The 14141-nt window shown below is 75.2% G+C and carries 12 protein-coding genes; 7 read left to right on the forward strand and 5 right to left on the reverse strand.

The window, feature by feature from the left end; all coding sequences use genetic code 11:
- Positions 1–28: 28 nt before the first annotated feature.
- The 4 genes from WMF43_RS42635 (at position 29) to WMF43_RS42650 (ending at position 4424) form a co-directional block, all read left to right on the forward strand.
- Positions 29–1588: an OmpP1/FadL family transporter gene (locus WMF43_RS42635; RefSeq protein WP_437673796.1), complete on the forward strand. Its 1560-nt coding sequence runs from the start codon at positions 29–31 to the stop codon at positions 1586–1588.
- A gap of 206 nt (positions 1589–1794) precedes the next feature.
- Positions 1795–2754 carry a thioredoxin-disulfide reductase gene (trxB, locus tag WMF43_RS42640; RefSeq protein ID WP_437673798.1) on the forward strand — a complete coding sequence of 320 codons (960 nt, stop codon included), beginning with the start codon at positions 1795–1797 and terminating at the stop codon, positions 2752–2754.
- Positions 2755–2770: 16 nt separating this feature from the next.
- Positions 2771–3889 carry a uracil-DNA glycosylase gene (locus tag WMF43_RS42645; protein ID WP_437673800.1) on the forward strand — a complete coding sequence of 373 codons (1119 nt, stop codon included), beginning with the start codon at positions 2771–2773 and terminating at the stop codon, positions 3887–3889.
- A gap of 1 nt (position 3890) precedes the next feature.
- Positions 3891–4424, forward strand: coding sequence for a DUF2085 domain-containing protein (locus WMF43_RS42650; protein WP_437673802.1), 534 nt, complete (start codon positions 3891–3893; stop codon positions 4422–4424).
- 2 nt (positions 4425–4426) lie between these two features.
- Here the strand turns inward: WMF43_RS42650 and WMF43_RS42655 are convergent, their stop codons facing one another.
- Positions 4427–5746, reverse strand: coding sequence for a hypothetical protein (locus WMF43_RS42655; protein WP_437673804.1), 1320 nt, complete (start codon positions 5744–5746; stop codon positions 4427–4429).
- A gap of 433 nt (positions 5747–6179) precedes the next feature.
- Positions 6180–6929: an ExbD/TolR family protein gene (locus tag WMF43_RS42660; protein ID WP_437673806.1), complete on the reverse strand. Its 750-nt coding sequence runs from the start codon at positions 6927–6929 to the stop codon at positions 6180–6182.
- Positions 6930–7021: 92 nt separating this feature from the next.
- Here WMF43_RS42660 and WMF43_RS42665 point away from each other — a divergent pair, with 92 nt between their 5' ends.
- From WMF43_RS42665 to WMF43_RS42675, 3 genes are all read left to right on the forward strand, one after another.
- Positions 7022–8617 (forward strand): AMP-binding protein, encoded by a 1596-nt coding sequence (locus tag WMF43_RS42665; RefSeq protein ID WP_437673808.1) that lies wholly within the window; start codon positions 7022–7024, stop codon positions 8615–8617.
- Positions 8618–8678: 61 nt separating this feature from the next.
- The gene (locus WMF43_RS42670) at positions 8679–9275 is read left to right on the forward strand and encodes a hypothetical protein (RefSeq protein ID WP_437673810.1); all 597 of its coding nucleotides are present in this window, start codon (positions 8679–8681) and stop codon (positions 9273–9275) included.
- A 149-nt stretch (positions 9276–9424) separates the two neighbouring features.
- The gene (locus WMF43_RS42675; RefSeq protein WP_437673812.1) at positions 9425–11344 is read left to right on the forward strand and encodes a hypothetical protein; all 1920 of its coding nucleotides are present in this window, start codon (positions 9425–9427) and stop codon (positions 11342–11344) included.
- A gap of 207 nt (positions 11345–11551) precedes the next feature.
- Here the strand turns inward: WMF43_RS42675 and WMF43_RS42680 are convergent, their stop codons facing one another.
- From WMF43_RS42680 to WMF43_RS42690, 3 genes are read right to left on the reverse strand one after another with little or no spacing between them, the layout of a single operon-like run.
- Positions 11552–13006, reverse strand: a complete 1455-nt coding sequence (locus tag WMF43_RS42680; protein ID WP_437673814.1) for a polymer-forming cytoskeletal protein — start codon at positions 13004–13006, stop codon at positions 11552–11554.
- The gene (locus tag WMF43_RS42685; protein ID WP_437673815.1) at positions 13006–13533 is read right to left on the reverse strand and encodes a hypothetical protein; all 528 of its coding nucleotides are present in this window, start codon (positions 13531–13533) and stop codon (positions 13006–13008) included. The genes WMF43_RS42680 and WMF43_RS42685 overlap by 1 nt, the downstream gene beginning before the upstream one ends.
- 3 nt (positions 13534–13536) lie before the next feature.
- Positions 13537–14133 (reverse strand): RNA polymerase sigma factor, encoded by a 597-nt coding sequence (locus WMF43_RS42690; protein ID WP_437673817.1) that lies wholly within the window; start codon positions 14131–14133, stop codon positions 13537–13539.
- Positions 14134–14141: the final 8 nt, after the last annotated feature.

The following is a 14141-nucleotide window of genomic DNA, read 5'->3' on the forward strand; positions in this document are numbered from 1 at the left end:
ACCGCCGCGCGGCGGCGGCGGCGGCGAGATGAGCCGACGGGGATCTGCCGGCGCCGCGGGCGTCGCGCTGGCCGCGCTCGCGATCGCCGGGGCCGCGCGCGCGTCGTCGGGGCTCGACTCGCCCGAGATCGGCGTGCTCCAGCTCGGCCGCGGGGGCGCGTGGGTCGCGCGATCGGACGATCCGCTCGCGGCCTACTTCAACCCGGCCGGGCTCGCGGCGCAGCGGAGCAGCGCGCACGCGGGCGTCCACTTCATGCAGCTCGGGCAGTGCTTCACGCGCCTCGGCCCCGACGGCAGGCCTGTCCCGCCGAGCCTCACGGCGCCGATCCCGGCGCCCGGCAGCGAGGGCGGGCCCGATCCGGAGGTGTGCGCCGACGGCGGCGTCTTCCCGAACCCGCAGCTCGCCGCCGCGTTCCGCGTGAGCGACACGGTCGTCCTCGGGTTCGCGGCGCTCGGGCCGCACGGCGTCGGCGGGCGGGCGTGGCCCGAGTCGCTCCCGTACACGCACCCCACGTTCGGCGACCTGACGCAGCCCTCGCCGCAGCGCTACCTGCTCACGTCGCTCGACGCGCTGATCCTGCTGCCGACGCTCTCGGCCGGCGTCGCGCTCGCGGAGGGGCTCTCGGTGGGCGCCGGCTTCATCTGGGGCGCGGCGGCGATCGAGGTCGTCAACTTCAGCGAGGCGACCGTGTCGAAGGGGGGCGACGACTTCAACACGCACAACGACCTGCGCACGCGCGTGAAGGCGGCCGATCTCTTCATCCCGGGCTTCGTCCTCGGCGCGCGCTGGGCGGCGACGGACCACCTCGACGTGGGCGCGTGGTTCAAGTGGCAGGACGCCGTGCGCGCGAGGACCGATCTCACGATCGAGTCCCGCTACTGGACGACGGCCGGGGTCAAGAACGAGGACCCGTGCCGGGGCGAGCCGCCAGGCTGCAACGTCACCGACGAGGAGGGAGCGGGCGATCTGAGGCTCCCGATCCCGATGGAGGCGAAGCTCGGTCTCCGGTACCACAAGCCGCGCGGCGCCCCGCGCGCCGGGCGGGCCGCCGCCGCGCCCGGCGTCCGCGATCCGATGGCCGACGATCTCTTCGACGTGGAGCTCGACTTCACCTGGGCCAACAACAGCGCGGTCGACGCGATCGAGGTCCGGTTCCGCGAGGGGATCCCGGTGCAGGGCACCGTCGTGGGCTTCGTGCCCGTGAACGCCGACATCCCGCACCGCTGGAGGGACGTGATGGGCGTCCGGCTCGGCGGCGAGCTCGTCGTGCTCCGCAACCTCCTCGCGGTGCGGGCGGGTGGCTTCTTCGAGAACAAGGGGCAGGACGACGCCGATCTGAACCTCGACTTCCACCTCGGCTACCGGATCGGCGTCGGCGGCGGCGTGACCGCGCGCGTCGGCCCGCTCGATGTTTCTGCGGCGTTTCAGCACACGTGGTTCGGTGCGCTGGACAACGGGGGAAAGGGCAACCTCAAGGCCGTCGCCGGCGACGCGACGAGCGGCTACCGCAGCCTCCAGAGCGTCAACGGCGGCCGCTTCGAGAGCAGCCTGGACGAGTTCGGTCTGAGCGGAACGATACGCTTCTGAGCGCGCGGCCGCTCGGCGGGCCGGCCGCGCGAGGCGGCAGCGGGCTGCGCGCGCCCCGCGGCGCTGCCGCCGCGCAGCCCGCAGCCCGCAGCCCACGCGCCCCGCGACGCTTCCGCCGCGCGCCCGCGCGCCCCGCAGCGGGCCCTCGCGTCGGGCGTCGGGGCGGTCGACGCGGCAGGCGGTCGCGCCTATAAGATGCGTCCATCATGAGCGAAGCGAACGTCCGCAACCTGATCATCATCGGCTCCGGCCCTGCGGGGCTCACCGCCGCCATCTACGCGGCGCGCGCCAACCTGAAGCCGCTCCTCATCGAGGGCTTCAGCGCCGGCGGCCTGATCCCGGGGGGCCAGCTCATGTTCACCACGGACGTCGAGAACTACCCCGGCTTCCCCGAGAAGATCACCGGCCAGGAGCTGATGCAGCGCTTTCGCGACCAGGCCGCGCATCAGGGCACGGAGATCGTGACGGCGGACGTGACGAAGGTCGAGCTGACGGAGCGCCCGTTCAAGGTGTGGGTGGAGGACACGCTCTACCTCGCGAAGACGGTGGTGGTCGCGACGGGCGCGCGCGCCAACTACCTCGGCCTCGACAGCGAGGAGAAGCTCAAGAACAAGGGGGTCAGCGCCTGCGCGGTCTGCGACGGGGCGCTCTACCGCGGCCAGGACGTCGTGGTCATCGGCGGCGGCGACACGGCGATGGAGGAGGCGTCGTACCTCTCCGGGCTCTGCAGCAGCGTCACGCTGGTGCACCGCCGCGACGAGTTCCGGGCGTCGAAGGCGATGATCCAGCGCGTGCTCGAGAACCCGAAGATCAAGATCCTCTACAGCCACGTCGTGGAGGAGGTGCTCGACGTGAAGGCCGACATGGTGACGGGCGTCCGCGTGAAGAGCCTCAAGACGGGCGACAGCCACGTCGTGCCGGCGGCGGCGATGTTCGTCGCGATCGGGCACACGCCGATGACGGAGCTCTTCACCGGGCAGCTCGAGACCCACCCGAACGGCTACCTGAAGACGGTGCCGGGCTCGACGCGCACGAACATCCCCGGCGTCTTCGCGGCGGGCGACGTGCAGGACTGGAACTACCGCCAGGCCGTGACCGCCGCGGGCACGGGCTGCATGGCCGCGCTCGACGCGGAGCGCTGGCTCGCGCAGCAGGGCGGCCACTGAGGGGCGGCGGGCGACGATGGAAGCGCTGCGCGAAGAGCTCGCCGATCTGACGGCCTCGGTCCGCGCGTTCCTCGAGTGGCACGCGGCGACCGGGGCGGAAGGCCTGCCGGGCCACCCGTCGGCGCTCCACGAGGCGCTGGGGGCGTCCTCCCCGGAGGGCGCGCCGCCCGCCCCGCGGCGTCCGGAGCGAGGCTTCGCCGGCCCGGAAGCGCCGCCGCCGGCGCCGCGCGGCGGCAGCGCCGGGGCGGCCGGCGCCTTCGCGCCGCCCCAGGAGCAGCGCCCCGCCCACGCGGCCGGCGCCTTCGCACCGCCCCAGGAGCAGCGCCCCGCTCCCGCGGCCGGCGCCTTCGCACCGCCCCAGGAGCAGCGCCCCGCCCCCGCGGCCGGCGCCTTCGCGCCGCCCCAGGAGCAGCGCAGCGCAGCGGCGCAGGCCGTGCGAGCTCCGGCGCAGGCGCCGCGGGGTCCCGAGCTGTCCGCCCGGCCTGCCGTCGGCGCGACCTCGACGCCCCGCGCCGAGGGGGCCGCGCGTGTGGACGTGTCCGGGGCGGGCACGCCGGAGGAGCGCGTCGCGCGGCTCGTGCTCCTCGCGGAAGAGGTCAGCACCTGCCAGAAGTGCGCGCTCCACGAGGGCCGCACGCAGACGGTGTTCTCGCGCGGCAACCCGCTCTCCGAGGTCGTGTTCGTCGGCGAGGGGCCAGGGGCGGAAGAGGACCTGCAAGGGGAGCCGTTCGTCGGGCCGGCAGGGCAGCTGCTCGACCGGATGATCGCGGCGATGGGGTACCACCGCGACGAGGTCTACATCTGCAATATCGTGAAGTGCCGGCCGCCGAAGAACCGGAAGCCCGAGCCGGCCGAGATGGCGGCGTGCAGCCCCTACCTCGCCGCGCAGCTCACGCTGACCAAGCCGAAGGTGATCGTCGCGCTGGGCGCCACCGCGGTGCAGGGGCTGATCGGCACGACCGAGGGGATCACGAAGCTCCGCGGGACATGGAAGCTCTACAAGGGCTCGATCCCGATCATGCCCACGTTTCACCCGGCCTACCTGCTGCGCCAGCCGAGCGCCAAGCGAGAGGTCTGGAGCGACCTGAAAGAGGTGATGCGCCACCTCGGCAAGAGCGCGCCCGACAGGGGCTGACGTGGCCGCGTGCCCCTCCGGGCGCGGGAGCCTCGCCGAGGAGCAGGCGGCCGCGGCGGACCGCGCCGCGGCTGCGGCGCCCGGCAGAGCGCGGCGGACCGGGCCCTCGCGGATCTGGGCCGCGCGGGGCGCGCTCGGGCTCCTCGGCGCCCTGCCCTGGTGCATCCCCCTCGCGCGGAGCCGCCTGCCGCTCGGAGAGCTCGGCGCCGCGCTCGATCTCGCCTTCGCGCCGATGTGCCACCGCATGCCCGGGCGGTCCATCGCGCTCGAGGGCGTCATGATGCCGCTCTGCAGCCGCTGCGCTGGCATCTTCGCCGGCGTCGCGGCCGGCGCCGCGATCGCGCGGCCCCGCCTGGAGAGGGCGGCGTGGCGCCCGATCCTCATCGCGGCCGGCGCGCTGATGGCGATCGACGCGGCCACGCAGGATCTCGGTCTCCACCCGGTGTGGCATCCGACCCGCCTCGCCACCGGCGTGGTCTTCGGTTACGCCGCGGCGGCGGCGTTCCTCGCGCAGCTCGCGCGCCGCCCCGGCTGAGCCTACTTCCGGCCGCCCATGGCCCTGCACTCGTGGACGGGGCCCTTCTTGGCGTTGCGAACGCAGTCGCTGTACGCCGCGAGGCCGTCCTTCCACTTGCCCGTGTCCTGGAGCGCCGAGCCCAGGTAGAGGTACGGCAGCGCGTCGGTCGGATCGGCCGCGATCGCCGCGCGAGACGTCTCGATCGCGTCCTTGTACCGGCCGCGATTGAGAAAGCTCAGCGCCTCCTTCTTCAGCTTGCCCGCGTCCTCGGAATTGACCGCCGGCGCCTCGGCCTTTTCCGCTGCGGCCTTCTCTGCTGCGGCCTTCTCCGTTGCGGCCTGCTCCGCTGCGGCCTGCTCCGCTGCGGCCTCTTCCGCCGCGGCCTTCTCTGCTGCGGCCCTCTCCGCCTCGGCCTTCTCCGCCTCCGCAGTCGTCTTCGCCGCATCGGCAGCGGCCGCCACGTCCCTCGCAGCAGGCGCGGCCGGCGCGGGCGCAGGCTCGGCCGGGGCAGCCGCCTTCTCACGTCCGGGCGCAGGAGTCCCCGCCGCAAGCGCAAGCTTCGCCTCCATGTTCGCCGGCCTCGGGGCAGGCGCCGCCAGCGCGAGCGGCGCAGGCGAGGACGGCTTGGCCGAGAGCACCGACTTGGCGACCACCGCGATGGAGATCACCCCGGCGAGCCCCGCGACCGCCGCCACGATCCGGCGCAGGCGCGCCCGGCGGGCGAGGGTCTCAGGCGACAGCTGGTGCACGACCACGAGGGGCTCGTCAGGGTCGGCGGCAGCAGCGTCGGTGAGCGGCGGGAAGGACTCCTCGTCGCCCCGGAAGAACGCTGCCGTCGGCGAGGAAGGATCGATCAGATCGAGCGCGTCCGACTCGGGCGCCGGCTCGTCAGGCTCGGACGCGAGGGCAGCCGGCCGGCCCTCCACGCCGTCTTTTCTGGACGGGGTCTGTCGGTCGGAGACCAGCGTCTCATCCGTCACCGCAGCGTCGCTCGCGTTCACCGGAGCCGTCCGCAGCGCGGTCGGCGCCTTGGATGCCGGCGCCGCTGCGGCCGCTTTCACGGACGGCGGCGCAGCGGGTGCCTGGACGGCCGGCGACGCAGCGGACGCCGCCTCCGCTGTCGGCGCAACGGCCACCTGCACGACCCGCGACGCCGCGGGCGCCACCGGCGGCGCCGCGGACACTTCCGCCACCTGCGGCGCCGCGGGCGCTGCCTCCGCGACCGGCAACGTCACCGGCGCCTCCGCCTCGGCGCCGATCAGCGGCACGGCGGAGCGCTCCGCAGCCGCCTCGATCGCGACGTCCTGCTCGCTCTCGGGCTGCTCGGGAGCCTGGCTCACGCCCTCCGAGCTGACCGGCGCTGACGAGATGCGGGGCTGGGAGGCCCGGGGACGGAGAACGCGGCCCCTGTTGCTCGCGCGAACCGATGCAAGAAGTCGCTTCGACATGTACGAACCATCCTCCCGTGAACGTCACGCCCCCGATGGCGCAGGGGACCGGCGACTCGCCCTATTCATGATCCAGGCCGGCGCCGTCGGCGAGCACCGGAGCGCGCATTTCCGCTCGCCTCCGGGGCGATGTGGTGTGCCGGAACGTGCCGTGTCGCCCTGGCTGGCCATGCCGCACGCGCCATGAGAGCACGGAGTCGCGCCCTGCTGGAAACCGGCAGCACGCTCCCCACGGCGCCCCGGCCGTGCCGGACGCCCCCTCCGCCAGCTGCCGCCCCAGCGGGCGCGCGTGATCGAGGTGACAGACCCCCCGCCGCTGCGCACGTCAGCCTCCGCCGAGCTGCACGGGCCTCCCGGCCACCGGGGCAGAGCGGAGCAGGACGAGCGTATCGAGCTTCTTCTTCGCGTCCGAGGTGAGGAGGGTGCCCGCGAGGTTGTGCGCCATCTCCCAGGGCACCTCGTCGTCCGCCGAGAAGAAGGCCACCGTCGCGCTGCACGCGGCGATGTCCTTCGTGAGGATCTCGCCGGTGTGCGACAGGTCCGGGCCGGCGAGCCCCTTGCGCTGGCGCTTGCCCATGCCGCCGCCGAACGGCCAGACCGCCGTCGCGAGGTCCTTCAGCACCATCGCGCTGACGGCGCAGGCCGGGGGCTTCGAGACGCGCCCCTCCGGGACCACCGTGATCTCCTTCGGGAGGTCGTCGCGGCCGTCGGTCTTGATGGTCACCTTCGGCGCGCCGGCCGCGCCGAGCTCGGTCACGACGGCCGCCACCGCGCTCGGCTTCGCCTTCTTGTCGGCGAGCAGCGTGACGGGCTTGCCCTCGATCGGCAGCGCGCGGACCAGCTTCGCGAGCTTCTCGGGCCCCTCCTTCTGCGCCAGATCCACCCGCTGGCCGCCGAGGTAGGGGCCCATGTCGTCGACCAGGAGCTCGGGCATGCCCTTCGGCTTCGGCGGCTCGACGGGCTCCTGCACGACCGTGGCCGACGTGGCGGCCGCGCCCGGCTCGGGCGGCTTCGGCGCGTCCTCGCACGCCGCCGCGACCAGGATCAGGCAGGCGACGGCGGCAGACCGGGGCATCGCGCTGGACCGGGAAGCACAAGCTCGCATGGCGACGCAGTGTAACCAACCGGCCTGGCTCCGCGCACCTCCGCCGTGCGAGAGTTCGCGCGATGGCCTCCCCGCTCATCGCACGGCTCGCACAGCTCCGCCCGTCCGCCCGGCCCGCCGTCGAGGAAGAGCGGGGGCAGACCACGTTCGCGGAGCTCATGGATCGCGCCCTCCGCGTCCGCGGCGCGCTGCTCGCCGCGAGCGCGCGGTCCGGCGCAGGCGAGCGCGCGAATCCGGCCTCGCTCGAGGGGGAGCGGCTCCTCCTCCTCGTCTCGCCCGGGTCGGCGTGGGTCGCGGCCTTCCTCGGCGCCATCCTGGCCGGCGGGATCGCGATGCCGGTGTCGCCCCTGTACCCGCCGGCGGAGCTCACCTGGCTCGCGGGCGACGCCGGCGTGCGCCGGGTCATCGTCTCCGACGACCTCGCCGCCCTGGCCGCCCCGCTCGCGCAGGGCCGCGCCGTGCTGCGCGTGGAGGACCTCGAGCGCGCCGCCCCGGGGCCGGAGTCGGCGCTCTCCGACCTCGCCGCGGAGGATCCGGCGCTCCTCCTGTACACGAGCGGCACGACCGGCAAGCCGAAGGGGGCGCTCCTCACGCACCGGAACCTCGCCGTGCAGGCGGAGCTGCTGCGCGCGGCCTGGGGCTTCTCCGAACAGGACGTGCTGCTGCACGCGCTGCCGCTGCACCACATGCACGGGGTGTGCATCGCGCTCGCGACGTCGCTGCTCGCCGGCAGCGCGACGCGGATGCTCCCGCGCTTCGACGCCCAGCGCGTCGCCGCGGAGATCGCGCGCCGCTCCGCCACGGTGCTCATGGCGGTGCCGACCATGTACCAGCGGCTGCTCGAGCACGTGGACCGCGGCGGAGCGCCCGGCTTCGCCGCCGGGGCGCGGGCGCTCCGGCTGGCGACGAGCGGCTCCGCCGCGCTGCCGGTGACGCTCGCCGAGCGCTGGCGCGACCTCACCGGCGCGATCCCGCTCGAGCGCTTCGGGATGACCGAGATCGGCGTCGGGATGAGCAACCCGCTGGACGCGGGCGCGCGGCGCGCAGGCTGGGTCGGCCCGCCGCTCCCGACCGTCGAGGCCCGCATCACCGACGACGCGGGCGCGGCGTCGGGATGGGCGCCGGGCGGGGAGAGCGGCCAGCCCGGCGGCGCCGCGGTCGCGCGCGGCGAGCTCTGGATCCGAGGCCCGAGCGTCTTCAAGGGCTACCTCGGGCGCGAGGACGAGACGCGCGCCGCGTTCCAGGACGGCTGGTTCCGCACCGGCGACGTCGCGGAGCGCTCCGCCGACGGCTACTTCCGGCTGCTCGGGCGGACCTCGGTCGACATCCTCAAGAGCGGCGGATACAAGCTGTCCTCCCTCGAGATCGAGGAGACGCTGCGCGAGCACGGCGCGATCGCCGAGGTCGCGGTGGTCGGCGTCCCGGACGAGGCGTGGGGCGAGCGCGTCGTCGCGGTGGTCGTCGCCGCGCCGGGGCGCGAGGCGGAGTGCGCGACCGGGCCGCTCCGCGCCTGGGCCAAGGAGCGGCTCGCGCCCTACAAGGTCCCACGCGACGCGATCGTCGTGCAGGCGCTGCCGCGCAACGCGATGGGCAAGGTGGTCAAGCCAGAGCTCGTGAAGGCGATCGCGCAAGGGACGCTGGCCGGGCGCTCGTCCTAGACGTCGCTTGACCGACGCGCGCCGCTCCGGCCTACTCGCCGCAATGCAGCCCGCCTCCCCCATGGTCCCGGCCGCGTACGGCGGCCTCGCGGTGCAACCCTTCTCGCACCCCACCTACACGATCAAGCGGCCTTTCTGGTCGATCGGCCGCAAATTCTATGTCTATGCGCCCGACGGATCCCTCGTGTGCTTCGTCAAGCACCCGCTGCTCAAGCTCCGCCAGGAGTTCACCCTCTTCGGCGATGAGTCGGAGTCGCAACCGCTGCTCACGATCCGCTCGCGCCAGGTCATCGCCCTGAACCGGTGCCTCGACGTCCTCGACGCGCGCACCGGCGAGCGGGTCGGCACCCTCCGCTCGCGAGGCCTCAAGTCGATCGTCCGCGATACGTGGGACATCCTCGATCCCAACGATCAGCCGGTCGGGCTGATGCAGGAGGACGGCGCCGCGATGCTCCGCCGGCTGCTCCCGCTCCTCATCGGCAAGTGGCACGTCGAGCTGCACCAGCAGGAGGTCGCGAAGGTGACCCAGGTGTTCCGGTTCTTCATCAAGGAGTTCACCCTCGACCTGTCGATGAACCGGGGAAGGATCGACGCCCGCTTCGCCATCGCCTGCGCGCTGCTCGCGCTCATGGCGGAGACCGCGCGCGAGTCCGGCTGAACGGCGCCGGGCCGGCCGGGCGGTGCGCCGCCCGGCGCCGGGGCGGAACAGCGGCGCGCCGCCCGGCGCCGGGGCGGAACAGCGGCGCGCCGCGCGCCCGCTCGCCGAAACTTGGCCCATTTGCCCGAGCTCTGCGAGGGTGCCGCGCGATGCGCCTCGATCCTGTCTCCCGCCTCGACTCCGCCTCCGAGGAGGGCCGACCGCCGTCTCCCCCGATGCCCCTGTCCGGCATGGCCCGCTTCGCGCCGAGCGGGCGCAGCGCCGAAGCGGAGCGCGAGATCAGGGCGCGGCGCTTCCTCTGGGCGAGCGCCCCGGCGGCCCAGGAGGGGCAGCTCCGCGCGGTCGTCGACGAGGCCGTCGAGCTCGCGCTGGCCATGCGCGGCGCGCTGCCGCCGCGGGTCGAGACCGGCGCCGCGCTCGAGGCGGTGATCGCCGACCAGGTCTTCCGCGCGATGGCGCTCGGCGCCGCGGGGCTCGCCGTGGCCCTGCCGAGGCTCGCCGGCAGGGCGCGGGGCGCGCTCCACCCGGACGACAGCGCGACGCTCCTCGCCTGGCTGAACGCGGCGCGCGAGGCGCAGGTCGCCCTCCTCTTCGACGAGGCCGACCGGAGCGCGCAGGTGCTCGCGCCGGTGCCGCTCGCGGAGCTCGTCGAGCGGCGCGCGCCCGGGGAGCACAGCGCCGCCTTCCCGCGCGCGCAGGCGCACGGCTCGGCAGAGCGCGAGCCGGAGCGCGCCGCCAGCCCGGCGCGGCCGACACAGCCGAGCGCGGCCGCGCCGGCCTCGCAGGAGGCGCCCGCGGCCGACGCGAGGGGGTCCGCGCCGCCTGCACCGCCCGTGTCGGGCGTGTCGACCGCATCACCCACGTCGCCGATCTCGAGCGACGGGAGGCCGCGCGGCGTGCTGCCCCCCCGCTCCGCGAGGCTCCGCCGCCCGGAGGCGCCGGCCGGCGTGCCAAGCGCGGGGCGAGCCGCCGGCGCGCCGGCCCCGGGACCGGCCGCGCCGTCCGCGATGGCCGAGGCGTTCGAGGCCGCCGCGGCGAACGCAGAGGCGGCCGCGCTGCCCGAGGAGCGCGGCCCGGGCGCGACAGAGCGCGGCCCGGGCGCCACCCTCCGGCCGCCGCGCGCGCACGAGCCCGCGGCCGCCGCGGCGCCCGCCGAGGCAGCCCAGGCGGACGCCGAGGTGCTCCCGCCGACGCGGAGGGAGCGGAAGGCGCCGCGCAGCCGGATCCTCAGCGCGGCCGAGTGGCGCGCGCTCGCCGTCGAGCTCGACAACGCCCGCGGCCCGAAGCCCGTGAAGGTCATCGAGCAGCTGTTCGCGACCCACTACACGCCGCTGCTCGGCGCGACGCTCGCGGGCGAGGCCGACGCGGCCGTGCGCGGCGTCGTCGACAGCTGGAGGACCAGCTTCGAGCACAGCTACCGGGAAGCGTTCTCGGCGCTGCGCGTGACCGGCAAGCGGCCGCCCATGGTGTTCGACGCCCCGGAGATCGCCGGCCGCATCGCCCGGCTCAACGGGGCGCGCGGCGTGAAGCTGCTGCTCGTCGACGCGATGCGCTTCGACCTCGGCGAGCGGGTCGCCGCGCACCTCAAGGACGTCATGATGGACCGGGCCATCCTGGTGGAGCGGTCGCTGCTCTGGGCGGCGCTGCCGCCCACGACGACGGCGCAGATCGCGCTGCTCGCCCGCGGGCCGGACGGGCTCCGCGACGCGACGCCCGCGAGCGAGCCAGAGCCCGCCATCGCGCGCGGGCGCGCCGTGGCGACGCTGCGGCGCGAGCGGGTCGGGTCGCGCGAGCTGATGAAGCTCGACCTCGTCGAGGCGCGCCTGCGCGCCGCGGGCCCCCCGTTCGCGGAGCGCATCGAGGCGATCGCGGAGGAGGTCGCCGACGTGGTCGCGCGGTTCATGGACAGCCTGCCGCCGCGGACCCTGCTGCTCGTGTTCGGCGACCACGGCTTCCGCATGACGCCAATGGGCGACGGCAGCACGACCGGCCCGGCGTCGCAGGGCGGAGGCTCGCCGGAGGAGGTGCTCGTCCCGGCGCAAGCCTGGCTCGTCGGCGGCGTCCACTGAGCGGCGGTCGCCCGCTTCGGATACGGGCCCATCTCGACGTTTTCGGTGCTCAGCGCACAGGAGTGCGCTTGCGCGCCGAAAACGCCGATCTGGGCCCGTATCCTGTGCGGGTGACCGCCGCTCTGTGACGTATGTACAAGAGAGAGATGGGGTGAGAACTGGATCAGGCCGCGACGCGCTGGGCGCCGGGCGCGAGCAGCGCGTCCGTCAGGGGGACGTGCGGTACGGGGCCGTCGGGCCCTCGGACCGCGGGGGCCTCGGGCGGATGAGGCCCGCGAGGCGCGTCGCGACGAGCGAACCGGCGCCGATCAGGGCGACGACGGCGTGGAGCGCGTCGCCGACGTAGGGGATCGCGCCGAGGATCAGCAGGCCGAGGCAGCCGATCGCGAGGTGCACGTAGGGGTTCTTCGTGTAGTGGCCGAAGAGGCCCGCCCCGGCGGTCTCGAGCACGGCGCAGCCGCCCGCGACCACGGCGACGACGGCGAGCAGAAGGCCGATCACCGCGAACGGGACGCCGATCAACGTGACGCAGAGGGCGACGGCGAGCGCGACGGCGCCGAGCACGCCGACCACTCCGAGCGCGAACGACCGCATGGGGCGGGCGGCGACCTCGACCTTGAGCACCTCCATGCGCCGCGGCCAGAGCGCCAGCAGGATGGCGCCGAAGGCGAACAGGAGCGCCATGCGCGTCACGGCGCTGCCGGCCCTGCGCGCCAGCCCGGTCGCGCCCTTCGCGCCCGCCTCGCCGCCGGCCGGGCTCACCTCGTTGTTCACGTCGCCCTTGATGCGCGCACGCTCGCCCCGGTGGAGCGGGCCGCCGACGACGTCGACGTCGCCGTCGACGCGGGCCCCGTCCGCCACCGTGAGCGGCCCGCCCACCGTCGACACGTCGCCGCGCACCCGCGCGCCCTCGTGGATACGCGTGGAGCCGCCCATCACGTCGATGTCACCAGTCACCGTGCCCCACACGTCGAGCGAGCCGCCGACCACCGACACGTCATGGACGACCTCGCCCTTCTCGATCCGCAAACTGCCGCCGGTCACGAAGCGATCCCGGCCGCGCAAGGCAGGGGCGTCCTGCTCCGCGTTCTCGTCGTCCTCGTCGTCCACCTCCTCCGGCGCCTGCGGCGGCTGGGGCGCCTGCGGCATCGCGGGCACCTGCGGCATCGCGGGCACCTGCGGCAGCCCCGGAGGCTGCGGCAACCCCGGCGGCTGCGGCGGCTGCGGCGTCGCAGGCAGCCCCGGCGGCTGCGGCGGCTGCGGCGGCTGCGGTGCGGGGGGCGACCCGGCCGCGGGGCGCGGCGACCCGGCCGCCGGCGCGATCGCGATCAGATCGCCGTCGCGCGTTGCGACGTAGCTTCCGTCCGAGAGCAGGAGCTCGAGCACCTTGTCCGCCCGCTGGTCCTCGACGCGGAGATCGACCACGTCGCCGGGTGGGGCGTTGAGCACCAGGCTCCACCCGGCCTCCTCCGCGAGGCGCTTGAGCGCCACGTTTCGCGGCTCGCCGCTCACCTCGATGCTCACCTTCGGCTCGGCCGCCGGCCACGATCCCTTGCGGGTGACCTCGGCCATGGCCGCGCCGGTGGCCGACGCCCCGAGCGCCACGCCGAGGGAAGCGGCGCCGAGCCGCGAGGAGAAGAGACGGGTCGAGACGAAGCGCATCACATCCCTCCATCCAGCGAGAGCTGCCTGCCCCTCGCCACCGCGACACCCAGCCCCACCATCACGAAGAGCGCCGCCGAGATCCACGGCAGCGCCGCCAGCCACCCCGAAAGAGCCCCGCTCCCGGCGATGGCGCAGCCGGTCCGCACCACGACCGAGCAGGCATGCCAGAGCGCGGCCAGGCGCTCGTGCAGCCCGCCCGCCCCGGCCGCGAGCGACGGCGCGGCGCCGATCGCCGAGAGCGTCAGGGCCACGCCGATCGCGGGGAGCGGCAGGGCGCCGCGGGGCGCCGCGCTCTCCCGCGCGGCCGGCGCCGCCTGCTCGCGCAGCGCCTCCCCCGCGCGGAGCGACAGCAGCGCCGACCGGCCGAGCTCGGAGGAGCAGGTCAGGCACTGCCCGGCGTGCGCGAGCGCGCCCTCCGGCAGGAGGGCCACCTCGCCGTCGCCGAGCGCGGTGATCGCGACCTCCGTGAGGTGGCCGTCGGCTTGCCAAACGAGATCCAGCGAGAGCTTGTCGTCGTCGTGCATCGATCACTCTCCGAGCGCCTCGGCCAGGCAGCGCCTGCCCCGCGCGATCCACGTCGCCACCGTCCCGAGCGGGATGCCGAGCCGGCGGGATATCTCTTGGTAGTTGAGCCCTTCCACGTGGAACGCCAGGAGCGCGCGGCGCTGGGGCTCGGCCAGCTTCTGCAACGCGAGCTCGATCCGGCGGGCGCGCTCGATCTGAGAAGCGCGCTCCTCCGGCCCCGGCGCCGGGTCCTCGACCGCCTCGAGGAGCTCGCCCTGCGCCTCGGGGTCGTGCGACGGCTGCGCCTCGGCGCGCCGCGTGCGCCGGCGCCGGCGCAGCACGTCCAGCGCCACGTGGCGCGCGATCCCGAGCACCCACGGGCGCAGCGGCTCGCCGTCGCGGAGCCGGCTGCGCCCCTCGAGGGCCCGGGCGAGCGCCTCGTGGGTGCAGTCCTCGACGTCGGGGTGGTCGGCCCGCTCACCCAGCACGCAGGCGATCGCGGCGCGGACCACGGGCCGCAGGGCAGCGGTCTCGTCGAGCGACGTCCCCACCCCCACGAGCGACGCCGCGGGCAGCCCGTCGGACGCCGGGAGGGACGGCGGCGTGGTCGCTGGAATCATCGTGGACC

It is taken from the genome of Sorangium sp. So ce131 (assembly GCF_051519095.1).
Lineage (GTDB): Bacteria > Myxococcota_A > Polyangia > Polyangiales > Polyangiaceae > Sorangium.

What these genes read in the sequence shown, in the direction of transcription:
- WMF43_RS42635 (WP_437673796.1), top strand. Translation starts at nt 29, where the DNA reads ATGAGCCGACGGGGATCTGCCGGCGCCGCGGGCGTCGCGCTGGCCGCG.
- trxB (WP_437673798.1), top strand. Translation starts at nt 1,795, where the DNA reads ATGAGCGAAGCGAACGTCCGCAACCTGATCATCATCGGCTCCGGCCCT.
- WMF43_RS42645 (WP_437673800.1), top strand. Translation starts at nt 2,771, where the DNA reads ATGGAAGCGCTGCGCGAAGAGCTCGCCGATCTGACGGCCTCGGTCCGC.
- WMF43_RS42660 (WP_437673806.1), bottom strand. Translation starts at nt 6,929, where the DNA reads ATGCCCCGGTCTGCCGCCGTCGCCTGCCTGATCCTGGTCGCGGCGGCG.
- WMF43_RS42665 (WP_437673808.1), top strand. Translation starts at nt 7,022, where the DNA reads ATGGCCTCCCCGCTCATCGCACGGCTCGCACAGCTCCGCCCGTCCGCC.
- WMF43_RS42670 (WP_437673810.1), top strand. Translation starts at nt 8,679, where the DNA reads ATGGTCCCGGCCGCGTACGGCGGCCTCGCGGTGCAACCCTTCTCGCAC.
- WMF43_RS42675 (WP_437673812.1), top strand. Translation starts at nt 9,425, where the DNA reads ATGCGCCTCGATCCTGTCTCCCGCCTCGACTCCGCCTCCGAGGAGGGC.
- WMF43_RS42680 (WP_437673814.1), bottom strand. Translation starts at nt 13,006, where the DNA reads ATGCGCTTCGTCTCGACCCGTCTCTTCTCCTCGCGGCTCGGCGCCGCT.
- WMF43_RS42685 (WP_437673815.1), bottom strand. Translation starts at nt 13,533, where the DNA reads ATGCACGACGACGACAAGCTCTCGCTGGATCTCGTTTGGCAAGCCGAC.
- WMF43_RS42690 (WP_437673817.1), bottom strand. Translation starts at nt 14,133, where the DNA reads ATGATTCCAGCGACCACGCCGCCGTCCCTCCCGGCGTCCGACGGGCTG.